Annotated in this window: 22 protein-coding genes and 1 other RNA gene; 14 read left to right on the forward strand and 9 right to left on the reverse strand. The window is 57.1% G+C overall.

The window, feature by feature from the left end; genetic code table 11:
- Positions 1-47: 47 nt before the first annotated feature.
- A complete protein-coding gene (locus AACY26_RS11000) occupies positions 48-461 on the forward strand; it encodes a flagellar basal body-associated protein FliL (protein ID WP_339513906.1) in 414 nt (137 codons plus the stop codon).
- Between the two features lie 25 nt (positions 462-486).
- On the opposite strand, the gene AACY26_RS11005 is transcribed toward AACY26_RS11000, so the two are convergent.
- Together AACY26_RS11005 and AACY26_RS11010 are read right to left on the reverse strand one after the other, a co-directional pair.
- The gene (locus tag AACY26_RS11005; RefSeq protein WP_339513908.1) at positions 487-2,322 is read right to left on the reverse strand and encodes a sensor domain-containing diguanylate cyclase; all 1,836 of its coding nucleotides are present in this window, start codon (positions 2,320-2,322) and stop codon (positions 487-489) included.
- A gap of 95 nt (positions 2,323-2,417) precedes the next feature.
- Positions 2,418-2,873, reverse strand: a complete 456-nt coding sequence (locus AACY26_RS11010; protein ID WP_339513910.1) for an EVE domain-containing protein — start codon at positions 2,871-2,873, stop codon at positions 2,418-2,420.
- 237 nt (positions 2,874-3,110) lie between these two features.
- Between AACY26_RS11010 and AACY26_RS11015 the strand changes: the two genes are divergently transcribed.
- Complete coding sequence (locus AACY26_RS11015; protein ID WP_339513911.1) at positions 3,111-3,242, forward strand: hypothetical protein; 132 nt, start codon at positions 3,111-3,113, stop codon at positions 3,240-3,242.
- 33 nt (positions 3,243-3,275) lie between these two features.
- Here AACY26_RS11015 and AACY26_RS11020 read toward each other — a convergent pair whose 3' ends face one another.
- From AACY26_RS11020 to AACY26_RS11035, 4 genes are all read right to left on the reverse strand, one after another.
- Positions 3,276-3,872: a 5-formyltetrahydrofolate cyclo-ligase gene (locus AACY26_RS11020; protein ID WP_339513913.1), complete on the reverse strand. Its 597-nt coding sequence runs from the start codon at positions 3,870-3,872 to the stop codon at positions 3,276-3,278.
- Positions 3,873-3,927: 55 nt separating this feature from the next.
- Positions 3,928-4,106: non-coding RNA, 6S RNA (gene ssrS, locus AACY26_RS11025), on the reverse strand.
- Between the two features lie 31 nt (positions 4,107-4,137).
- Complete coding sequence (locus tag AACY26_RS11030; protein WP_087518675.1) at positions 4,138-4,452, reverse strand: cell division protein ZapA; 315 nt, start codon at positions 4,450-4,452, stop codon at positions 4,138-4,140.
- Positions 4,449-4,658 carry a TIGR02449 family protein gene (locus AACY26_RS11035; protein WP_339513916.1) on the reverse strand — a complete coding sequence of 70 codons (210 nt, stop codon included), beginning with the start codon at positions 4,656-4,658 and terminating at the stop codon, positions 4,449-4,451. Before AACY26_RS11035 ends, AACY26_RS11030 begins: the two co-directional genes overlap by 4 nt.
- Before the next feature lie 282 nt (positions 4,659-4,940).
- On the opposite strand from AACY26_RS11035, the gene AACY26_RS11040 reads away from it, so the two are divergent.
- The 10 genes from AACY26_RS11040 (at position 4,941) to gcvP (ending at position 17,496) form a co-directional block, all read left to right on the forward strand.
- Positions 4,941-5,495 (forward strand): YecA/YgfB family protein, encoded by a 555-nt coding sequence (locus tag AACY26_RS11040; RefSeq protein ID WP_339513917.1) that lies wholly within the window; start codon positions 4,941-4,943, stop codon positions 5,493-5,495.
- Between the two features lie 32 nt (positions 5,496-5,527).
- On the forward strand, positions 5,528-6,859 hold the full coding sequence (pepP, locus tag AACY26_RS11045; protein ID WP_339513919.1) for a Xaa-Pro aminopeptidase: 1,332 nt from the start codon (positions 5,528-5,530) through the stop codon (positions 6,857-6,859).
- Positions 6,852-8,051 (forward strand): 2-octaprenyl-6-methoxyphenyl hydroxylase, encoded by a 1,200-nt coding sequence (gene ubiH, locus AACY26_RS11050; RefSeq protein ID WP_339513921.1) that lies wholly within the window; start codon positions 6,852-6,854, stop codon positions 8,049-8,051. The genes pepP and ubiH overlap by 8 nt, the downstream gene beginning before the upstream one ends.
- Entirely contained in the window at positions 8,048-8,536 is a 489-nt protein-coding gene (locus tag AACY26_RS11055) for a DUF4442 domain-containing protein (RefSeq protein ID WP_339513923.1), read from the forward strand. The genes ubiH and AACY26_RS11055 overlap by 4 nt, the downstream gene beginning before the upstream one ends.
- 9 nt (positions 8,537-8,545) lie before the next feature.
- Positions 8,546-9,766 carry a 2-octaprenyl-3-methyl-6-methoxy-1,4-benzoquinol hydroxylase gene (locus tag AACY26_RS11060; RefSeq protein WP_339513925.1) on the forward strand — a complete coding sequence of 407 codons (1,221 nt, stop codon included), beginning with the start codon at positions 8,546-8,548 and terminating at the stop codon, positions 9,764-9,766.
- A gap of 138 nt (positions 9,767-9,904) precedes the next feature.
- Positions 9,905-10,906: an extracellular solute-binding protein gene (locus AACY26_RS11065; protein ID WP_339513927.1), complete on the forward strand. Its 1,002-nt coding sequence runs from the start codon at positions 9,905-9,907 to the stop codon at positions 10,904-10,906.
- A 76-nt stretch (positions 10,907-10,982) separates the two neighbouring features.
- On the forward strand, positions 10,983-12,599 hold the full coding sequence (locus tag AACY26_RS11070; protein WP_339513929.1) for an ABC transporter permease: 1,617 nt from the start codon (positions 10,983-10,985) through the stop codon (positions 12,597-12,599).
- Between the two features lie 204 nt (positions 12,600-12,803).
- Positions 12,804-13,886 carry a glycine cleavage system aminomethyltransferase GcvT gene (gene gcvT, locus AACY26_RS11075; RefSeq protein ID WP_339513931.1) on the forward strand — a complete coding sequence of 361 codons (1,083 nt, stop codon included), beginning with the start codon at positions 12,804-12,806 and terminating at the stop codon, positions 13,884-13,886.
- Between the two features lie 141 nt (positions 13,887-14,027).
- Positions 14,028-14,411, forward strand: coding sequence for a glycine cleavage system protein GcvH (gcvH, locus tag AACY26_RS11080; RefSeq protein ID WP_339513933.1), 384 nt, complete (start codon positions 14,028-14,030; stop codon positions 14,409-14,411).
- Positions 14,412-14,619: 208 nt separating this feature from the next.
- Positions 14,620-17,496: an aminomethyl-transferring glycine dehydrogenase gene (gcvP, locus tag AACY26_RS11085; RefSeq protein WP_339513935.1), complete on the forward strand. Its 2,877-nt coding sequence runs from the start codon at positions 14,620-14,622 to the stop codon at positions 17,494-17,496.
- A 35-nt stretch (positions 17,497-17,531) separates the two neighbouring features.
- Here gcvP and AACY26_RS11090 read toward each other — a convergent pair whose 3' ends face one another.
- From AACY26_RS11090 to AACY26_RS11100, 3 genes are all read right to left on the reverse strand, one after another.
- Positions 17,532-17,981 (reverse strand): NfeD family protein, encoded by a 450-nt coding sequence (locus AACY26_RS11090; RefSeq protein ID WP_339513937.1) that lies wholly within the window; start codon positions 17,979-17,981, stop codon positions 17,532-17,534.
- Positions 17,981-18,904 (reverse strand): SPFH domain-containing protein, encoded by a 924-nt coding sequence (locus AACY26_RS11095; protein WP_339513939.1) that lies wholly within the window; start codon positions 18,902-18,904, stop codon positions 17,981-17,983. The genes AACY26_RS11090 and AACY26_RS11095 overlap by 1 nt, the downstream gene beginning before the upstream one ends.
- 156 nt (positions 18,905-19,060) lie before the next feature.
- On the reverse strand, positions 19,061-20,845 hold the full coding sequence (locus AACY26_RS11100) for a GspE/PulE family protein (RefSeq protein ID WP_339513941.1): 1,785 nt from the start codon (positions 20,843-20,845) through the stop codon (positions 19,061-19,063).
- 300 nt (positions 20,846-21,145) lie between these two features.
- Here AACY26_RS11100 and AACY26_RS11105 point away from each other — a divergent pair, with 300 nt between their 5' ends.
- Entirely contained in the window at positions 21,146-21,643 is a 498-nt protein-coding gene (locus AACY26_RS11105; RefSeq protein ID WP_339514115.1) for a hypothetical protein, read from the forward strand.
- 307 nt (positions 21,644-21,950) lie between these two features.
- Complete coding sequence (locus tag AACY26_RS11110; RefSeq protein ID WP_339513943.1) at positions 21,951-22,610, forward strand: tetratricopeptide repeat protein; 660 nt, start codon at positions 21,951-21,953, stop codon at positions 22,608-22,610.
- Positions 22,611-22,817 lie beyond the last annotated feature (207 nt).

Genomic DNA, 22,817 nt, shown 5'->3' on the forward strand with positions numbered 1-22,817 from the left:
CGTGGTAGTCGCTATGCTTGGCACAACCCTTACGGAGAGTGAGTCCTGTGAAAGTCATCCTCGCATTATTGATTGCCCTGATCTTGCCGCTGCACGCCGTGGCTGAAGAAGCTGAAGCCGACGGCGAGGCCGTAGCGCCTGCAGTTGCTTACATCAACCTGACGCCAGCGCTGGTGGGTAACTTTGGCTCCGGGCCCAAGTTGAAATTCTACAAGGCGGATGTGTCGCTTCGGGTCGCGGGGCCAGAGGCCGAGGCCAAGGTTGCCCATCATCAGCCGTTGATTCGCAATCAACTGGTGATGTTGTTTTCCCAGCAAAGCGAGCAGGACTTGAGTGCGCCCGATGCAAAAGAGAAGTTGCGTCAAGAAGCGTTGAAGCAAGTCCAGCAAGTGCTGACTCAGGAGGAAGGAGAGCCATTGGTTGAGGATTTGCTGTTCAATAACCTGATCTTGCAGCAGTAGTCTTGGCGCGAATGCCTGCGCCTGCTCACTCCACTGGGCGCGCCGTGCAAGTGCGGTTGCGTCCATCGCGCTTGGCTTGATAGAGCGCCCGGTCACTGCGCTCGATGAGGCTGTCTGGCAGGTCTTCGTCGTCAGCGGTGATGCTGGCAATGCCAATGCTCAGGGTCAGCCTGCCAAAGGGGCTGCGCAGGTGCTTGATGCGAGCTTCATCCAATTTTTGGTGAAGTTGGGCGGCAATGTGGCTGGCGCCTTCCGCATCTGTGTTGGCCAGGATGATCGCGAACTCTTCGCCGCCGTAGCGACAGGCCGAATCTCCTTCACGTTGCAGGCAGTCCTGCATGATCTCGGCAACATGGCGCAATGCGTCATCTCCCGCCAAGTGGCCGCGCTGATCGTTGTAGGCCTTGAAGTAGTCGATATCGAGCATCATCAAGGTCAGCGGCGCGCCAGTGCGTTGAAGGCGACGCCATTCGCTCGCCAACTGGCTGTCAAAGTAGCGCCGGTTAAACAGGCCGGTTAATCCATCCTGCTGCGACAGGGTTTGCAGTTGTGCTTCAAATTTCAGGCGCTCACTGTTGTCGCGCGAGACGCAGATTAAATATTCGTGCTCATTGATCACCACTATCTGCGCGCTGATTTCAGCCGGTTGGCTGCTGCCATCGCGCTTGATCAATTGGTGCTGCGACACATTTCCGCCTTCGGATTTACCCACCTTGTCGAGCCAGTTCTCATAGTCAGGCAGCAAGCGGTCCGGACTCTCTTTGAATAACTGGCTGAACATCTGCGCGTCGTAGCCAAGTGAGCGATAGGTCGCATGGTTCATGTAGAGGATTTCGCGGTTATGCGGGTTGACGATAAACAAGCCATCCGTACTGGAGTCCGTCAGGTCAAGAACCAGCTGCAAGCGTTCGCGGCTCTCTAGAAGCACGCTTTCTATATGTTCGCGGTGTGATATTTCCTGGTTGAGGCGTCGGTTGGTGCGTTGCACGTCGGTTGCGCGCTGATGGCTTTGCAGCGCCAATGCCAGCGCGGCAACCAGCAAGGTGCTGATGATTAGGCTGGCGCTGAGGACAAAGGTCGGCAGGGGCGAACGCAGCTCATCGAGCAGTCTTTGGCTGGGTTTCAAGATGATAGAGAAATTCTGGTTATTGAGCAGGTGCAGGGCAATGACCTGTTCAAAATCAGCCTCTGTGCTGGGTTGTTCGCGGCTGTAGATGGGTTTGCCGTTTTCCATCAGGTAGGCGCTGAAATAATCGCGATCAACTTCTGATAGCAGTTGATCCATGAGTTGTTCGACTTTGAATACACCTTGGACAAAGCCATCGAATACCCGCTGGCCTTGCTCATTTTTTATAAATAACGGGGTGTACAAGACGAAGCCGCGCCCGCCTTGAACCAGGGCAAAGCTGTTTGAAAACTGGGCAGTGCCGGTATCGCGGGCGCGTAATGCAAGTGGGTAATTGGGGTGATCGGGTTTGAGGACGAAGTCGAGCGCCGCTTCGTTGCCGCTAGTGGGCACCACCCAACGCATGTGCAGGTCTGGGCCAAGCCACTGAATCGATTGGTAAGCCTTGAAGTGATCCAGGGAAAAGCGGCTTTCAAGCAGCCATTCATCTTGTGGGATACGCCCACGGTGATTCCATAACTGGGCGATGCGATGCAGGTCATCAACCTGTTCATGCAGGCTGCCTTGCAAGCGTCTTGCGAGATCTTTAGCCTGGAAATCGACGCGTTCGGCAATGGACTTCTGTTGGTCTCTAACCATCTGCTGCCAAACGGTCAGGCTGGCAAAGTAAAGCCCACTTAATAGCACTGCCAGTGCAAATCGAGCAATCCATGTCTGTGGCAGGCGTTGCGCCATATAGCTGAGTCCGATGTGTGGGTGGTGGGCGTCTTGTTGTTATTGGGTTGGAACAGCCAAGGCTGGCAGCCCTCAAGGCGAGCGCATCCTTAGGTTTAGCCTGGACGCATGTGCATGATTGTTTGCCAGTGGGTATCCGCGACCGGCATGACTGAAAGACGGCTACCTTTTTGCACAAGCGGCAAGTCGATTAGCCCTTGCTGTGCTTTCAGGTCGGCAAGGCTAATAACCTGCTTGAAGGCTTCTACGAATTCGATGTCGACGGCACTCCATGGATTTTTCTCGGCAGTGGCTTTTGCATCAAAGTAATGGCTTTTATCATCAAGTGCGGTTGGGTCGGGATAGGCTTCGCGGCTGATGCGCGCGATGCCTGCAATACCGGGTTGTGGGCAACTTGAGTGATAGAAAAAGAATAAATCCCCGGTTTTCATGCTGCGCATAAAGTTGCGTGCTTGATAATTACGCACCCCATCCCAGCGTGCAACCGTTAAGCGTTGCAGGTCATGAATTGAAAATTCGTCCGGTTCTGATTTCATCAGCCAATTGGGCATGAACTTTGCTCCATCAATTTAGTCCCTAACTCGTTAAGGATACCTGCATAGCGGTAAGTCGCAGGGTCTCGGATCGTAAGGCGTCCAGCAGTTGACCGTTGGGCACTTGCAATTGCCGGGCGCTAAGCACAAGTCCACAATGCCAGCGCTTTTGTGGGTTTGGTAGTTGCTAGTTCTATAAAAAAAAATGCCGCCGGTAACACCGTGCGCAGATTGCCTCAAAGGGGGAGGCATTCAATGAGACGTAAACCAGATTTGTTGTGGGTGTTAGTGATTTTGTTTGGCTTGGGTGTGGTTACAACCGGTTATACACAGAGCCTGTGGGATCGTCAGGCTGATACTGCAGTGAGTGAGTCACAGCAGTCCTAGTTTTGTGGAAGGCGCTGCAGGACGCAGCGCTGCTCAATACCACTTCCGGTCCGTTACCGTCGCATTAAGCGGTACATCCCAACTGGCCATGGCCAGTCTTTTTACCTGCTGGCATTCATGGGCGAGACCCAGAAGTGTCGGTTTGTGACAATTCTTGCGCCTTGTGCGATAAGCCAAGCTGCGATCATAGAAACCGCCACCCATGCCGAGGCGTCCGCCTTCGCTATCAAAGCCGACCAACGGTAGCAAAATTAAATCCAGCGCCCAGACCTTGCGTTGTTGCGCAGGATTGGCGCGTGGCTCGGGTATCCCAAAACGATTGGCTCGCAACTTATCTGCTGGGCGAATGCGCTGGAACACCATTTTGGTGCGTGGCCAGGCATTGAGAACGGGCAGGTAAGTAGCTTTGCCGCGCCTCTGGGCGGCGCGCAACAGCAGTTGCGGATCTATCTCGCCATCATTTGGCAGATACAGGGCGATGTGCTTGGCGCGGCGAAATACGGGGTGCTGCGCGAGTTGCCGATACAGGTTGCGTGCCGCGCGACGTTGCTCGCAAGGCGAGAGGTCGCGCCGCGCCTGACGTAATGTTCGGCGTAACTGGTTGCGACTGAGAAGGGCTGGATCGAGCATCAAAAACATCTGCAAGATCGCGTGCTGCCAAGGTCGGCAACACACATGAATGGAGTGACTCCCCGACGTGCCGCTGTCGGTGTAGCCCTTGAACCCGAAAGTTCAAGGTGGAGGTTGAAGGAGGCGTTAAGGCTTTCCGTCGAGCGGACATGCACACCGGCCCCAGCTTGCAACCCCCGGGGTTGTGCGTATCGGCTCAGGGACATGACCAACTGGCGCACACTTCAGGGAGCGGGGGCCAGTATACCTGAAAGCATCGCTTTGATCAGCCCGGCTGACCACCTACGTCATCTGCCAGTGCGTTATCGACCCTTTGCAGCAGGTCACGTACCTGTTCGCGGGTTGATGAAGTCTGCTGATCCAGGTCGCTTTGCTTGTGCAACAGTTCGTGGGTGATATTAAGTGCAGCCATCACCGCTACCCGGTCGGCGCCTATGACTTTGCCACTGCTGCGAATCTCACGCATTTTGGCGTCCAGATAGCGCGCGGCGCCCTCTAGATTGGCGCGTTCGTTCTGCGGGCAATTGATGCAATATTCTTTATCGAGGATCTGAACGTTTACGGTATTCGACTGTGTCATGAGTCCTGCTCCAGGGCTTTAAGGCGCGAAATCATTGATTCGACCTTATGCCGGGCCAATTCGTTCTTTTCAATCAGATGAGCGCGCTCCCCGCGCCATGCTTGCTCGTGTGCAATCAGTACTCGGTTTTGAGCCTTGAGCTGCTCGACACGCTGGACAAGTAGTTCCAGTTTACTCGTCAGGGCTTGCAAATCGGCGTCTTCCATGGGGTCTCGCTAGGGCAAGGATTGATATTGGGCTAGAAGCGTTTAACTTTAGGATATAGGCGTGATGCGGTTCGGGGTCAAACTGCATGTGCCAATATACGACGCGGTGGTCATCCTGCAGGCCTTGGTCGGTAGTTGCAATGTCCCTGGCTGGCAACTTGAGACTGCCGATCAGCAATTTGGTTGCCCACTGGCGTAGCGTCGATGGTCTTGGTGTGCCTGCCAATGCTAGGATACCAAGCCTCTATTCTAGTGATTGCGCCGTCTGGCGCCTAGTAATCTATGCCAACTTCTAGCTCTCCCTATTCTGCATTCGCCGCGTTGCTGACCAGCAACGGTTTTTCTATTTCTCCTGCTGAGCTGCAAGGCTTGCTGCTGGGTCGCAGCTGTGCCGGTGCGGGGTTCGAGGTCGACAGCTGGATGGTCGATGCCGCCGAGCTGCTCGGTGCCGCGCCTGTTGATAACGTGCGCCAGGCGCTGATCGGCCTGCAGGAAATGGTCAAGACCGAACTCACCGGCAGTGAGGTCACCGTCGTCTTGTTGTTGCCATCCGATGATGCACCGCTGAGCGAGCGTGCTGCGGCCCTTGGTCAGTGGTGCCAGGGCTTCCTGGGTGGTTTTGGTCTGGTGGCCGGTGACACCGCGCTAAGCACTGAAGCAATGGAAGTCTTGCAAGACCTGTCGGCAATCGCCCAGGTGCAAAACGCCTTGGAAGAATCCGAGGAAGGTGAAAGTGACTATATGGAAGTCATGGAATACCTGCGCGTAGCGCCGTTGCTGTTGTTCAGCGAGTTTGCCAAACCTGAAGCGCCGGCCGAGAAGCCGTCGCTGCATTGATTTTAAGTCTCAACGAGCGGAATCCGTCAGCCATGATCAGCATCCCAAAGTCGGAATATGCCCGTCGGCGCAAGGCGCTGATGGCGCAGATGGAACCCAACAGCATCGCAATTTTGCCTGCTGCCCCGGTGTACATCCGTAATCGCGACGTCGAGCACATCTTCCGCCAAGACAGCGACTTTCAATACCTCTCCGGCTTTCCTGAGCCCGAGGCGGTGATTGCGCTGATTCCGGGGCGTGAGCATGGCGAGTACGTTTTGTTTTGCCGTGAGCGTGATCCCGAGCGTGAGTTGTGGGACGGTTTGCGCGCAGGCCAGGACGGCGCCATGAGCCGTTTTGGTGCAGATGACGCGTTCCCGATTGGCGATATCGACGACATCCTGCCGGGGTTGATTGAAGGCCGCGAGCGGGTTTATTACTCGATGGGCACCAACCAGGAATTTGACCGCCACCTGATGGACTGGATCAATGTGATCCGTTCCAAGGCGCGTCAGGGTGCGCAGCCGCCGAATGAGTTTGTCGCGCTCAACCACTTGCTACACGACATGCGCCTGTACAAGAGCGCCAACGAGGTCAAGGTGATGCGTGAAGCCGCCGAGATTTCGTCACGCGCCCATGTGCAAGCCATGCGCGTAAGTCGCCCCGGTTTGTTTGAGTTTCACCTTGAAGCCGAGTTGGATTACGAGTTCCGCAAGGGCGGGGCAAAAATGCCTGCTTACGGCTCCATAGTCGCGACGGGCAAGAACGCCTGCATCCTGCATTATCACGAGAATGATGCGGTGCTGAAGGACGGCGATCTGGTGCTGATCGATGCAGGCTGCGAGATCGATTGCTACGCCAGCGATATCACCCGCACATTCCCAGCCAACGGCAAGTTTTCGCCTGAGCAAAAAGCCATTTACGAGCTGGTGCTGGCCTCGCAAGAAGCTGCTTTCCTTGAGATCGCCCCCGGTAAACACTGGAATCAGGCGCACGAGGCCACGGTGCAAGTCATTACCGCAGGTTTGGTTGAGCTGGGTTTGCTTGAAGGCGATGTGGATGAGCTGATCGCCAGCGAAGCCTACAAGGCTTTCTACATGCACCGCGCCGGTCACTGGTTGGGCATGGATGTACACGATGTTGGCGACTATAAGGTCGGTGGCGAATGGCGCGTGCTTGAGGTCGGTATGGCGATGACGGTTGAGCCGGGTATCTATATTGCCCCGGACAATCAAAATGTCGCGAAAAAATGGCGCGGCATCGGCGTGCGCATTGAAGATGACGTGGTCGTCACCAAGAAGGGCTGCGAAATCCTTACCACCGGCGTACCGAAGACGGTTGCCGAAATCGAGGCCTTGATGGCTGGAGCGCCCCAACTTGCCTGAATCAACGCCGCGCGTCGAACTGGCAATCATTGGCGGCGGCTTGGTTGGCGCCAGCCTGGCGCTGGCGCTACAAGGCGAGGCGAAAAAACGTGGCTGGCAAATTTGCCTGATCGAAGCCTTTACGCCGGGCTCGGGTTATCAGCCCAGTTATGACGCCCGCTCGACGGCGTTGTCTTATGGCTCGCAGCAAATCTATCAGCGCCTGGGCATCTGGCCGCAAATTGCCAAGCATGCCGAGCCGATCCAGCACATCCATGTCTCTGACCGCGGGCGCTTTGCTGCTGCCCGCTTGAGTGCAGCAGAAGAGGGCGTACCCGCCCTGGGGTACGTGGTCGAGAACGCCTGGATTGGTGAGTGCCTGTGGCAGGCGCTGGACCAATCGGTAGTGAGCTGGCGCAGCCCTGCACAAGTTACTCGCCTTGACGCGTTGGGCGATGGCTATCGGCTCACCCTGCAGGATGGTGTTGTACTCGACTGCGACCTGGCCATTCTTGCCGAAGGCGGTCGCTCAGGCTTGCGCGAGCAGTTGGGCATCAACGTCAAGCAAACGCCTTATGATCAGAGCGCCTTGATCGCTAACGTCAGCACCCGCGAAGCCCATGCTGGCCAGGCCTTTGAACGGTTCACCGATGATGGACCTATGGCCATGCTACCGCTGGCGGGCAACCGCAGCGCATTGGTCTGGACCCGTTCAACCGCAGATGCCGAGCGCTTGCTGGGGTTGCCGGACGCTGCGTTCATCGCTGAACTGCAGCTGGCTTTTGGTTACCGTCTCGGTGCCATCAGCCAAATAGGCGAGCGGCATCTGTATCCGCTGGCGCTGGTTGAGGCACAAGAACAGATTCGCCCGCACCTTGTGGTGCTGGGCAATGCTGCGCACAGCCTGCATCCCATCGCCGGGCAGGGCTATAACCTGTCATTGCGCGACACCATCGCCCTGGCAGACTGCCTGCTTGACAGTGCCGCGCCGCTCGGTGATTTCACCACGTTGCAAGGCTATCTGCGCAGCCAGCAGCTTGATCAACAGTTGACCGTGGGGTTTTCCGACCAAGTGACGCGCTTGTTCAGCTCTGGCGAGCCTTTGCGTGTTGCCGGGCGTAACCTCGGGTTGCTTGGGCTTGATCTGTTGCCACCGGCCAAGCGCTGGTTTGCGCGTCAGGCCATGGGCTTGGGTACGCGATCGCAACCATGAGCCAACACTCGAAAAAAACGGCGCGCAAGGCGCGTTTGCTGCGTTGGGCGATGAATCTGTATCCGCCGTATTTGGGCGCGGGTATTCGTGTGCGGCATATCAGCGCTGACTTTCAGCGTGTCCAGGTAAAAATGGGCCTGGGCTGGTATAACCGTAATTACGTCGGCACCCAATTCGGCGGCAGCCTGTATTCGATGACCGACCCATTTTTCATGCTGATGCTGATGGAAAATCTGGGTGCTGATTACATCGTTTGGGATAAAGCTGCGAGTATTGATTTTATTGCACCGGGCAAAGGCCCGGTGTTTGCCGAGTTCAGCATTGATGATGGCCTGCTCGACACTATTCGCGCGCGCACTGCCGAGGGTGAGAAGTACTTGCCCGAGTTGCAGGTTGAGGTGCGTGACGGTGCAGGTACCTTGGTCGCCAAGGTGCACAAAACCTTGTATGTGCGGCTAAAACCGCGCGCCAGGCAGGCCGCTTAAGGAATGAATATGCACGCGGATATGATCATTGTCGGCGCTGGAATGGTTGGCAGTACGCTGGCGCTGGCCATGCAGTCGAGCGGCCTGGAGATTCTGGTTATCGACGGCGGCCCGATGCGCCTGGAACCATTCGATGCGGGTGCACCGTTCGAGGCGCGGGTCAGTGCCTTGTCAATGGCCAGCCAGCGGGTGCTTGAGCGGCTCAATGTGTGGCCGGGAATTGCCGCCCGCCGCAGCAGCCCATACCGCGACATGCATGTCTGGGATGGCGCTGGCACCGGCAATATCCACTTCAGCGCCGCCAGCGTGCATGCCGAAACACTGGGGCATATTGTCGAGAACCGCGTTGTGCAAGATGCGCTGCTTGAACAGCTGCATGAAAGCACTATCGGTCTGCTGGCCAACGCCAAGCTGGAGCGACTGCGCCGCTCTGGTCGTGAGTGGTTGTTGACCCTTGAAGATGGTCGCGAACTGCGTGCGCCGCTGCTGATTGCTGCCGATGGCGCCAACTCGGCGGTGCGTCGTTTGGCGGGCACTGCCACCCGTGAGTGGGATTATCTGCACCACGCGATCGTCACCAGCGTGCGCACTGAAAAACCGCATAAGGCCACAGCATGGCAGCGTTTTACCGATGACGGTCCGCTGGCGTTCCTGCCCCTGGTCAGTGACCAGCCAGATCAGCATTGGTCGTCGATTGTCTGGTCGGCAGTACCCGCCGAAGTTGAGCGCTTGATGGCGCTGGATGAGTCGCAATTCTGTGTCGAACTAGGCAAGGCCTTCGAGCAACGCCTGGGCAGGGTGCTGCATAGCGACCGCCGGGTTGCCATTCCGCTGCGTCAGCGCCATGCCAAGCGCTACATTGAGCAAGGACTGGCGTTGATCGGTGATGCCGCGCACAGCATTCATCCTCTGGCCGGGCAGGGCGTCAACCTTGGCTTCCTTGATGCCGCCGTGTTGGCGGATGTCTTGTTACACGCCCTTGAGCGGGGTGAGTCGCCAGCCGATGAGCGTGTACTGAGCCGCTACGAGCGTCGGCGCATGCCGCATAACCTGGCGATGATGGCCGCGATGGAAGGCTTTGAGCGCTTGTTTCAGGCCGACCCTTTGCCAGTACGCTGGCTGCGTAACGCAGGGCTCAACTGGGTTGATGACATGCCTGAAGCCAAGGCGCTGTTCGTGCGTCAGGCCTTAGGCTTGAGTGGCGAACTGCCAACGCTAGCCAAGCCTTGATCCGCATGGCCTGAAACCTGGGCGCGTGGTGCCGTGTAATTCGCCGTAACATCTGCGGGCAGTCGTTTGTTGTGATGCCAAATGCTATTCAATATCATTTGCGCCTTAACTTACCGACTATACCAAGAGGCAACGCCCATGCAGCCAAGCAAGCGATTACTCGCCGCCTTTACCCTGACAGCCCTTGCCGGTGGTGCTCAAGCCGCCGATGAAGTGGTGGTTTACTCTTCGCGGATCGACGAGCTGATCAAGCCTGTGTTTGATGCATACACCGCCAAAACCGGCGTGCCGATCAAGTTCATCACTGACAAAGAAGCGCCATTGATTGCACGGCTCAAGGCTGAAGGTGCCAACACCCCAGCTGACATGCTGATCACCGTAGATGCGGGCAACCTGTGGCAGGCTGAGCAGGCGGGTGTGCTGCAACCGTTCAAGTCGGCAACCATCGACGCCAACATTCCTGCTCAATACCGTTCCAGCACTGACAGCTGGACAGGTTTGTCGCTGCGTGCGCGGACCATCTTCTACTCCACCGAGCGGGTAAAGCCGAGTGAGTTGTCGACCTACGAAGCACTGGCCGACAAAAACTGGGAAGGCCGCCTGTGCCTGCGTACCAGTAAGAAGGTGTACAACCAGTCGCTGACGGCCACGCTGATCGAAACCCATGGCGAGGCGAAAACCGAAGAAATCATCAAAGGTTGGGTCAGTAACCTGGCCACCGATGTGTTTGCTGACGACACTGCGCTGTTGCAAGCAATCGATGCCGGTCAATGCGATGTCGGCATCACCAACACCTATTACTATGGCCGCCTACACAAGGCTAACCCGGATCTTAAGGTCAAGCCGTTCTGGCCTAACCAGCAAGACCGTGGCGTGCACGTCAACCTGGCGGGCGCCGGTATCACCAAGAATGCACCCCATGCAGAGGCTGCCAAAAAGCTGCTGGAGTGGATGACCACAGCAGAAGCCCAAGCATTGTTCGCGGGCCTGAACCAGGAGTTCCCGGCTAACCCGAAAGTCCCGGCATCTGAAGAGGTCCAGGCATGGGGTACGTTCAAGGCCGATGCTATCCCGGTTGAAGTCGCCGGTAAGCGCCAGGCTCAGGCCATCATGTTGATGGATCGCGCGGGCTGGAACTAAGCGCTGCTTTAGCCCGCCGATAGAACACGCCCCGGCATCGTCCGGGGCGTTGCTGTTTTTGCTTTGAGGATAGTGCGTGGCCCATCTTGCCCAGCGTCGCTGGTACCCCATCGCCTTTGTGGTCGCCTTGCTGGTGCTGTTGCCCTTGACGGTAATGCTGTTCAGTTGGCATGAGGTTGACCGCGAAATCTGGTCGCACCTGTGGCAAACGCAAATGCCCCGGCTGATTGGCAATACAGTGATTCTGGTTGTAGGCGTGAGTGCTGGCGTGACCCTGCTTGGTGTGAGTCTGGCGTGGCTGACCAGCCTCTGTGAGTTTCCGGGAAGGCGCTGGTTGGATTGGGCGCTGATGCTGCCGTTTGCGATTCCTGCTTACGTGCTGGCCTTCGTATTTGTCGGGCTGCTGGATTTTTCCGGGCCGGTCCAGACGCTGCTGCGTGAGTGGTTTGGCGCTGGTGTGCGTTTTCCGAGCGTACGCTCGACCGCTGGTGTGATCAGCGTTCTGGTGTTGGTGTTCTATCCCTACGTCTACCTGCTTGCACGCAATGCCTTTCTCGCCCAGGGTAAAGGCTTGATGGAAGCTGCGCGGGTGCTGGGGCATAGCCCTTGGCAGGCATTTTGGCGGGTGGCGCTGCCGATGGCGCGTCCGGCAATCGGTGCGGGTTTGGCCCTGGCGATCATGGAAACCTTGGCCGATTTTGGCGCTGTTTCGGTATTTAATTTCGACACCTTTACCACGGCGATTTACAAGACCTGGTACGGTTTCTACAGCCTGACCAGCGCCACTCAATTGGCCAGCTTGTTGTTATTGGTGGTCATGCTGGTGCTGTATGGCGAACGCCGCGCCCGCGGCGCCGTGCGGCCAGCCAATGAGCGCCCGCGCGGCCAAGCGCTTTACCATCTTCGAGGGTTCAAGGCTTTGGCCGCCAGCGGCTGGTGCCTATTGGTCTTTGCCTGCGCCTTTGTGATTCCAGTGCTGCAACTGCTGGTCTGGTTCTGGCAGCGCGGCCGTTTTGATCTGGACGAGCGCTACACTGCGCTGATCTTGCATACCCTGTATCTTGGCTGCCTGGCTGCGGTGTTGACGGTCAGCGTCGCCTTGCTGCTGGCCTTTGCCCGTCGTTTAACGCCGACCCGGCTGATGCGCTCCACCGTCAGCCTGGCCAACACAGGCTACGCCTTGCCCGGCTCGATGCTGGCGGTGGCGATCATGCTGGCCTTCAGCTATCTCGATAATGAGTTGGTCATTCCGCTTTCAACGCTGCTTGGCGGTGCCGGTAAACCACTGCTGCTCGGCAGCCTGGCGGCGCTGCTGCTGGCTTACTTGATCCGCTTTATGGCTGTAGCCTATGGCCCGCTGGAAAACAGCCTGGCGCGGATCCGGCCTTCACTGCCTGAGGCGTCGCGCAGTCTGGGCGTGGGTGGTGGCAGGTTGTTCTTCCGTGTTTACCTACCTTTATTATTGCCTGGGGCGTTATCTGCAGCATTGTTGGTATTTGTTGATGTACTCAAGGAAATGCCCGCTACCCTGTTAATGCGTCCGTTCGGCTGGGACACCCTGGCGGTACGGATTTTTGAAATGACCAGTGAAGGTGAATGGGCGCGCGCGGCACTGCCAGCGCTGACATTGGTGGCGGTAGGTTTGCTGCCGGTGATCGGCTTGATTCGTCGTTCGGCACAGACTCACGGCTGAGAACTAGGGGCTTGCAGCAGTTTGCAGGCCCTGATGCACATCCAAGATGACCCGCTCGCACCTTGTAGATACAATGCACGCCATTCACTGTAGCCAACCCCATTAGAATGGGTGTTTGCTGGCTGGCGCAAGGCCTAGACGATCAGGCCGTTGTACAGGCGCAAACAGTGTTGCAGTTTTGCCAAAGCCCGGAAGGAGAACCCCATGGGGCAGCGCACACCTCTTTATGACCTGCACCTTGCCTTGGGTGCCAAGATGGTCGATTTCGGCGGTTGGGATATGCCGCTTCATTATGGTTCGCAAGTCGAAGAGCATCACGAAGTTCGCCGAGACTGTGGCGTGTTTGATGTCTCGCACATGACCGTGGTCGATATCCACGGTGATCAGGCAAGACAGTATTTGCAGCATCTGCTGGCCAATGACGTTGAGCGCCTGCAAGAGCCGGGCAAGGCGCTGTATAGCAGCATGCTCAACACCGAAGGCGGCGTGGTTGATGACCTGATGGTCTATCTGACCGATTATGGCTACCGCGTGGTGGTCAACGCTGCAACGCGTGACAAAGACCTCGCCTGGATGAACCAGCAGGCCGAGGGCTTTGCTGTGCAGTTGCATGAGCGCAGCGATCTTGCGATGTTTGCCATTCAGGGCCCCCATGCGCGGGAAAAAACCTGTGAACAGGTCAGTCAGGCCAGTGCCGCGCTGATCAATAAGTTGCTACCTTTTCAGGGCTTGCCCGAAGGTGACTGGTTTATCGCGCGTTCGGGTTACACCGGCGAAGATGGCTTGGAAATCATGCTGCCGAGCGATCAGGCCGTGGCATTTTTCAATGACTTGGTCGGCGCTGGGATTTCGCCCATTGGCTTGGGCGCACGTGACACCTTGCGCCTCGAAGCGGGGATGAATCTGTACGGCCAGGACATGGATGAAAGCGTGACACCCCTGGCCTCGAACCTGGCCTGGAGTGTTGCCTGGGAGCCAGCTAACCGAGATTTTGTCGGGCGCAAAGCCTTGCAGCAACAGTTGCAGCGCGGTATTGCGACCAAGCTGGTTGGCCTGGTGTTGGAGGAGCGCGGCGTGTTGCGTGCTCACCAAGTGGTGCGTGTTGACGGTGTAGGTGAGGGTGAAATCACCAGCGGAAGCTTTTCACCGACCCTCAACAAGTCGATTGCCCTGGCGCGTTTGCCCGTTGCAACTTGTGAGCGGGCTGAAGTCGAAATTCGCGGTAAGTGGTATCCGGTTCGAGTGGTTAAGCCAGCCTTCGTTCGTCATGGCAAGGCGTTGATTTAACCCAGATTATTGACGGTTCTAAAAGACAATTGCAGAACCTTTTGTATGACCAACGGTTTGGCTGAAAGCTGTCGAAGTTGCCAAGCCCTGCTAAATTTTCATGACGGCGCGATCGCCGTCATGCCATATGAGGAATCCGACATGAGCAATATCCCCGCCGATCTGCGTTATGCCTCCAGCCACGAGTGGGCTCGTCTAGAAGCCGATGGCAGCGTAACAGTGGGCATTTCCGACCACGCTCAAGAAGCGCTGGGTGATGTGGTTTTCATTGAGTTGCCAGAGGTCGGCAAAACCTTGGCTGCGGGCCAGGAAGCGGGTGTGGTCGAGTCGGTAAAAGCGGCATCGGATATCTATGCTCCTATTGGCGGCGAAGTGATCGCGGTCAATGATTCGCTGGCTGACAGCCCGGAGAACGTCAACACTGATCCTTATGGAAGCTGGTTTTTCAAGCTCAAGCCGAGCGCTGCAGACGAGCTCGACAAACTGCTCGATGCGGACGCGTACAAAGCCTCTGCTGACGCTTAAACCGCTGCAAAGTCCTGGCTCGCTGCGAGCCGGGACTGCGGCTGGGCACTTTATGTCCAGCCAATCAACGCAGGTTTGAAAACCTTCGTGCAGATAGTTGAGAGTTTTCTAAGCTAATAAGGCCTCGTATTGCAGCGGATGAAAGCCCTGTTGGGTATTTCAGGCGTGCGCAATGGCGAGGTCTTGTCATTTCTAGAGGCTCTCAACCATGTCTGCAACGCCGTCATTGTCGCAACTCAAGCAGCCGGATGCATTTCTACGGCGTCACATTGGTCCTGATGCTGCAGAGCAACACGCCATGCTCGGCGCATTGGACCTGCCTAGCCGAGCGGCATTGATCGAACAGACCGTGCCGCCATCAATCCGCTTGAATCGCCCATTGGCACTGCCTGCTGCGTTGGATGAGCAAGCAGCGTTGGCCAAGCTGCGTGGCTATGCGCAGCAGAATCAGGTGTGGACCAGCCTGATCGGCATGGGTTACCACAACACCATCACGCCGACGGTAATAGTGCGCAATGTGCTGGAAAATCCGGGCTGGTACACCGCCTACACCCCGTATCAGCCAGAAATTGCCCAAGGTCGGCTCGAAGCGCTGCTCAATTTTCAACAGTTGACCATCGACCTGACCGGGCTGGAGTTGGCCAGTGCATCACTCCTGGATGAAGCCACGGCAGCGGCTGAAGCCATGGCCTTGGCCAAGCGGGTCGCCAAGTCCAAGAGCAACCTGTTTTTTGTCGATCACAATTGCCACCCGCAGACCATCTCGGTGGTGCAGACCCGGGCCGAGGGCTTTGGTTTTGAGCTGGTGATTGCCGATGTTGCGACACTCGGCGAGCATCAGGTCTTTGGCGCGCTGCTGCAGTATCCGGACAGCCATGGCGAGATCCGTGATCTGCAGCCTCTGATCGGCCAATTACACGCCCAGCAAGCGCTGGCGTGCGTCGCGGCAGACCTGATGAGCTTGCTGCTCTTGACTCCGCCGGGTGAGCTGGGGGCTGATGTGGCGTTGGGTACGGCGCAACGCTTTGGCGTGCCTATGGGTTACGGTGGGCCGCATGCCGCGTTCTTTGCCACGCGCGATGTATTCAAGCGGGCGCTGCCGGGGCGCATTATCGGTGTGTCGAAAGATTCGCGCGGCAACATGGCGTTGCGCATGGCGCTGCAAACGCGTGAGCAACATATTCGCCGCGAGAAAGCCAATTCAAACATCTGCACTGCGCAGGTGCTGCTGGCCAATATCGCCAGTTTTTATGCGGTATATCACGGCCCGCAAGGGCTCAAAGCCATTGCCCAGCGGATTCACCGGCTCACGGCAATCCTTGCTGCCGGCCTGAAAGCCAAAGGCATCGAACGGGACAATCAGCACTTTTTCGACACCCTGACCCTGGAAGTCGGCGGCAGCCAGACGGCGATTATTGAGTCGGCACACGCGGCCGAAATCAATCTGCGTATTCTGGGCCGTGGCAAGCTTGGCGTTAGTCTTGATGAAAGCTGCGATGAACACACGGTCGAGCGTTTGTTTGCAATATTTCTAGGCGCTGATCATGGCTTGAGTGTCGATGAAATCGACTCTGGCGAGGTCGAAGAGGGTATCCCAGCTAACCTGCAGCGCAGCTCCGCCTACCTGACGCACCCCGTGTTCAATACCCATCACAGCGAAACCGAGATGCTGCGCTATATCAAGCAGCTTGAGAGTAAAGACCTTGCGCTCAACCAGGCGATGATCCCGCTGGGCTCGTGCACCATGAAACTCAACGCCACCAGCGAGATGATCCCGATTACCTGGCCCGAGTTTGCCAATCTGCACCCCTTTGCACCGCAGGACCAGGCCCATGGCTATGCCTTGATGATCAATGAGCTGGAGGAGTGGCTGCGGGCGATTACCGGCTTTGATGCGATCTGCATGCAGCCCAACTCCGGTGCGCAGGGCGAATACGCAGGCCTTTTGGCAATCAGCAAATACCACCAGAGTCGCGGCGACACGCAGCGCAATATCTGTTTGATTCCGGCCTCGGCGCACGGCACCAATCCCGCCTCGGCACAGATGGCCAGCATGCGCGTGGTGATTGTCGAGTGCGACGCTCAAGGCAATGTCGACCTTGCCGATCTCAAGCTCAAGGCGGGCGAGGCGGGTGATCGCTTGGCGTGCCTGATGGCGACATACCCTTCAACCCACGGTGTTTATGAAGAGGGTATTGTCGAGATCTGCGAGGTCATCCATGCCCACGGCGGCCAGGTCTACATGGACGGCGCCAATCTCAATGCCCAGGTCGGACTGGCGCGCCCGGCAGATATAGGCGCCGATGTGTCGCACATGAACCTGCACAAAACCTTTTGCATTCCCCATGGCGGCGGTGGCCCTGGCATGGGGCCAATTGGTGTGCGTGCCCATTTGGCGCCCTTTGTCGCCAATCATCCGGTAATTGAGCTGAAAGGGCCAAACCCGGAAAACACCGCGGTCAGCGCGGCGCCTTGGGGCAGCGCGAGTATTTTGCCGATCAGCTGGATGTACATCGCCATGATGGGGCCGCAGTTGGCCGATGCCACCGAGGTGGCAATCCTCAGCGCCAATTACCTGGCCAATAAACTCAAGGATGCATTCCCGATACTGTTCAGCGGTCGCAACGGTCGGGTCGCCCATGAATGCATTATTGATATTCGCCCACTCAAGGCGCAGACCGGCGTCAGCGAGGAAGATGTCGCCAAACGTTTGATCGATTACGGGTTTCACGCGCCAACCATGTCATTCCCGGTGCCGGGCACGCTGATGATCGAGCCTACCGAGAGCGAGTCAAAGCATGAGCTGGATCGTTTTATCGAGGCCATGCTGTGCATCCGCGCGGAAATCGCCAAGGTGCAAAACGGTGACTGGCCCGAAGATGACAACCCACTGGCGCGCGCACCCCATACGCTGGCAGACATGGTTGGTGTTTGGGAGCGCCCCTACAGCATTGCCCAGGCGGTGACCCCAACTGAGCACACTCGCCTGTACAAATACTGGCCGACGGTCAATCGGGTAGACAACGTCTATGGCGACCGTAACCTGTTCTGCGCCTGTGTGCCGCTGGACGCGTATCGCGAATAGCTGCGACGCTGTGGCTGGCGCGGTAGGTTCGCCGGTTATTTGATGGGCTCAACCAGGAGCAATACACCATCTTGACCGGTGACTCGTACTGCGCTGCCTGCAGGCAAGTCCGGGCCGCTGACCAACCACAGCGTGTCGCCCGCCTTGATTTTGCCGCGCCCGCTGTTGATGGCTTCATGCAGGGTGAACTGGCGACCCAGTAATTCGCTGCCGCGATCATTCAGGCCGGGTTGATCGGAGACCTTCCCGGCGGTGCGCTGGCGTTTCCACCATAAAACCGCGCTTAGTACCGAGAACACAGCAAACAACACGAATTGCAGCGCCCAAGGCAATGTCGGAACCACATAGGTGATGATTCCGACGCCTGCTGCGGCAACGCCAATCCACAACAGGTAACCACCGGCACCGAAAACCTCGAGTATCAACAGCAGGGTGCCTAGCGCCAACCAATCCCAGAACGACAGGTGTTGTAGAAAGTTGAGCATTACTTGGCCTGCTTGTCGCCGAAGGTGGCTTTGATGATTTCGCCAATGCCGCCGACCGAGCCGATAATCTGGCTGGCTTCAAGCGGCATTAGCACCACTTTGCTGTTGTCGGCGCTGGCCAGTTTGCCCAAGGCATCAACGTATTTCTGCGCAACGAAATAGTTGACCGCCTGGACGTTACCATTGGCGATTGCCTCGGACACCATGCGCGTTGCCTCGGCTTCTGCCGCAGCGGCTCGCTCACGGGCCTCTGCTTCAAGAAAGGCGGCTTGGCGTTCACCTTCGGCCTCGAGAATCTGCGCTTGCTTCTTGCCTTCAGCGGTCAGGATCGCAGCGGAGCGCGAACCCTCGGCCTCAAGGATTTGCGCACGCTTCAAACGCTCGGCCTTCATTTGGCTGGCCATGGCGTTGACCAAGTCGGCGGGCGGGGTGATGTCCTTTATTTCAATACGGGTGATCTTGATGCCCCACGGCGCGGTGGCTTCATCAACGGTGCGTAGCAGGCGCTCGTTGATGGCATCACGCTGGCTGAGCATGGCATCGAGTTCCAGCGAGCCCAGCACGGTACGGATGTTGGTCATCACCAGATTGCGGATGGCGTGATCGAGGTTGTTGACCTCATATGCGGCCTGCGCGGCATTGATCACCTGGGAGAAACACACCGCATCGATTTGTACGATGGCATTGTCGGCGCTGATCACTTCCTGCGGCGGAATATCGAGCACGGTTTCCATCACGCTGAGCTTACGGCCAATGCGGTCTACCAGCGGCACAATGATGTTCAAGCCTGGCTTGAGTGTGTTGGTGTAGCGTCCAAAGCGTTCAACCGTCCATTGTGAACCTTGGGGTACAACTTTGAAGCCCATGAATACGACGGCAATCGCGAGGCCGACGAAGAGAAATATGACGCTGCCGATTTCCATACAATTAATCCTTAATGTGGTCAGGCGTTGTTAGCCGAACATCTAAGCACAACTGAATTTTCAATGTCGCCAAGTGGCTCTCAGCAGAGGCATCGCGGCATCATAAAACCTGCAGGTTTCAGCTTTATAGCATTGCTCTTGTTGCCGTCGGCCCGGCTAGCGTTGTTCGCTTTGCGGGGTCACGCGCAGCACTTCCTCGATTGTGGTCAGCCCGGCAGCAACCTTTTGCGCGCCAGATAAACGCAGGCTGCGCATGCCTTCCTTGAACGACTGGCGACGCAATGCAACCAGATCGGTCTCGGCGCTGAGCAGGGACTTGATTCCGTCATTAAGCAACATGATTTCGTAAACCCCGGCCCGGCCGCGATAACCGGTGTCCCTACATTCCAGGCAACCCACGGCCTTGTGCGCACCGGTCGGCAGGGGCGCGTTCCAGGGTTTGGTCAGGCTTTGCCAGTCACTCTCGTCCAGTTCGTGCGGGGTTTTGCAATGCGGGCAAAGCGTACGCACCAGGCGCTGCGCCATGACGCCCAGCAGCGTTGCCTTGAGCAGGTAATGCGGCACGCCCAGTTCAAGCAGGCGAGTGATTGCGCTGGGAGCATCGTTGGTGTGCAGCGTGGACAACACCAAGTGCCCGGTTAGCGCGGCCTGGATCGCCATTTCAGCGGTTTCAAGGTCACGAATCTCGCCGACCATGATGATGTCGGGGTCCTGACGCATCAATGAACGCACACCGCTGGCGAACGTCAGGTCGATATTGCTCTGCACCTGCATTTGATTGAAGGCCGGCTCGATCATTTCGATCGGGTCTTCAATGGTGCAGACGTTGACTTCATCAGTCGCCAGTTGTTTGAGAGTGGTGTACAGCGTGGTGGTTTTACCCGAACCGGTCGGGCCGGTGACCAGAATGATGCCGTTGGGTTGGCCGGTCATGCCGGTCCAGCGCTTGAGATCATCTGCCGAGAAACCTAACTGGTCGAAGCTCTTTAGCAGCACTTCCGGGTCGAAAATCCGCATCACCAGCTTTTCCCCGAACGCGGTCGGCATGGTCGACAGACGCAATTCGACTTCGCCGCCATCCGGGGTTTTGGTCTTGATCCGGCCGTCCTGGGGTTTGCGTTTTTCGGCAACGTTCATCCGCCCCAAGCTTTTCAAGCGGCTGACCACCGCCATCGTTACCTGCGGTGGGAATTGATAAACCGTGTGCAGCACGCCGTCGATACGAAAACGCACGCTGCCTTGCTCGCGGCGTGGCTCGATATGGATATCACTGGCGCGCTGTTGATAAGCGTACTGAAACAGCCAGTCGACGATATTGACGATATGCGCATCGTTGGCGTCGGGCTCTTGGTCTTGCGCGCCCAGATTAAGCAACTGCTCGAAGTTGCCGGTGCCGCTGACCTTCATGTCCACCGCAGTGGCGCCGGTGACCGATTTGGCCAGCCGGTAGAACTCGACGGTGAAGCGCTGGATATCAACCGGGTTGGCCACCACACGCTTGATGGGGCGCTTGAGCACATGGCGCAAGTCATCTTCCCAGCTGCGCATCAACGGCTGGGCACTGGCGATTGTCACCGCTTCCTGATTCACCGCCACCGCGAGAATCTTGTGACGCTGGGCGAAGGCGTAAGACATCAGCGGCGTAATTGCGGCAACATCAATTTTCAGCGGGTCGATACGCATATAGGGCTGGTTGGCATATTCCGCCAGCCAAACGGTGAGGCTTTCCAGGTCGAGTTTCTTGCCGGGTCGCGCGAGATCGTCGAGTTGTTGCGCGGCGAGAAACTCCAGCGGGTGTTGTTGGTTCTTGACTGCACTGCGCCGGATCGCCAGGCACTGCTCGGCATTGTCTTGATCCACCCGGCCTTGGGTCACCAGCTCACGCAGCAGGTCGCCAAGATCAAGAACGCGGTCGGGTGTGGACGAAGTCAATACGGACATGGAGTTTCCTGCAGTCATTACGTGATGCACCTAGCTTGAAGCCAAGCGCGTGTCTTGTCAGCAAGCAGCTACTGATTCTGTAGATTAGTCGGCTGCGCGAATCTGCGCTGGCGGCGGATGGGTTTCAGCTCAGGCGCGGCGCAGGCTTGCCACCTAGCATGCTTGAAAGCGCAGGGCTCAACAACATGGCTTGGGCAGGGGAAATAAATCTGCCTGCTCACCCGGCCAGGACTGTTTACAATATGGCTGTGATTATTCCGGGCCATAAATATGGCTGAACCCAACAAGGAACCCAGCGCCATGGCCTCGCCAGACAAACAGCAAAAACGCGCCCAGCGGGCCAAAGCCAAGGCCAAGCAAAACCGTTCAGGCAAGGCCAAGCCGAATGTCGTGCATCCGGTGCTGGCCAACCCGTTGATCAACGAGCCGTTCGATGATGTTGCCATCGACCTGAGCACCTTCGACTTCAAGGACATCGAAGAAAATGGCTTCGACCCGGCGCATTTCGACGACCTTTTTGAAGCGATGAAATATGGCGAAGGCATCAGCCTGCTCGCAATGTGCCTGGTGTTTTTGCAATACCCGGTACTGGAACTGGTGATCGCCGAGGAAGCGCAAGACTCCGCCACCGACTTTATGATGGGCCTGCTGATCACCTATCGCGCAATCTTCCACGATGAAGACGAAGACACCGCAGTCCAATGGATCGGCGGCGACGCCTTCCAGAAGGCCTACGACGAAGCATCAATCATCCTGCAAAAGAAAAATGCCCGCAGCGGGTCAGGTGTTCGCACTTAAAAGTGGGGAAGGAGGGAGATGCAGAACTTTGTTTTGGGTAAGAGGCTATATCTGTTGTAACTGTCCGCTGTCGGCCAAAAGCCTCCGGTCGCAACTTGCAAAATTGCAGGGGCTTGACCTTAGTATTTGGCTGTACGAGAAGTGAGCGGTAAGACCGGAAAAGCTTTGCGAAAGAGGTGTGGGGGCGGGATAGAGTAGGATTAATCCGTAACAGGCTTAACCCTGATCTGCATCTGGTTGCTATCAGACGTGTTAATTATAGGTCAGCGGTCTTAACCAACTAACCAGAGTCTTTCACATGAAAGCGATGAATCGAATACTTCAGCCCATCACGGCCCTAGCGCTCGTGACGATCTTCAGCTTCCTGAGCGGGCCAGTGCAAGCCGGTTTGGAGGAGGGCGTTGCGGCCTATCAAGCCGGTGACTTGCCGCTGGCTTTCAAGGAATTTAGTGCCGTTGCGGACACAGGCAACGCCGATGGCCAGTTCAATGTGGCGCTAATGTACGAGCAGGGCATCGGGGTCGCCAAGGACGAAACACAAGCACTTAGTTGGTACGAAAAATCTGCGCAGCAAGGCAACTCCAACGCGCAATTCAATCTCGGTGTGCTTTATGAAAACGGTCGTGGCACTGCCGTGGATTTTGCGCAGGCCAATCAGTGGTATCGCAAGGCAGCAGCGCAAGGCGATGCGTTAGCCATTGGTAATCTGGGCATGCTCTATATGCGCGGCGATGGCGTGAAGGTGGATAAAAATCTCGGCCTGGCTCTGCTTATACTGTCGGCAACCATGGACAACTCGCCTGCAAACAATGCCAAAAAGAACATTGCAACGACCAAGGGGTTAACCACCAACATGATCACAACAGCCCAAGCACTTTCGGCTGAACTGGGCCAAGCCCCAAATCTGCTGATACCGCTGGATCAATACTTGAAAGCCAAGACGACGGCAGGCAACGAATCGCAGTAGGCTGAAACACGTGCCAATAAGGGACAGGCTAGGGTTATGAGGCTCTTGAACGGCTCTAGTCGATCACGCTTGGCGGTGAATGACCTAGCGCGGCCCGTCTCGAAAGGCAGCAGCCTGCCAAGCGTAGCCAATCGATATAGTCCAGATCAGTGCCTACGTGGCTTGATCGCAATAAAATCATCGTACTGAACAGCTGAATTTGACCTG

This window comes from Pseudomonas sp. RL_15y_Pfl2_60 (assembly GCF_963970595.1).
Lineage (GTDB): Bacteria > Pseudomonadota > Gammaproteobacteria > Pseudomonadales > Pseudomonadaceae > Aquipseudomonas.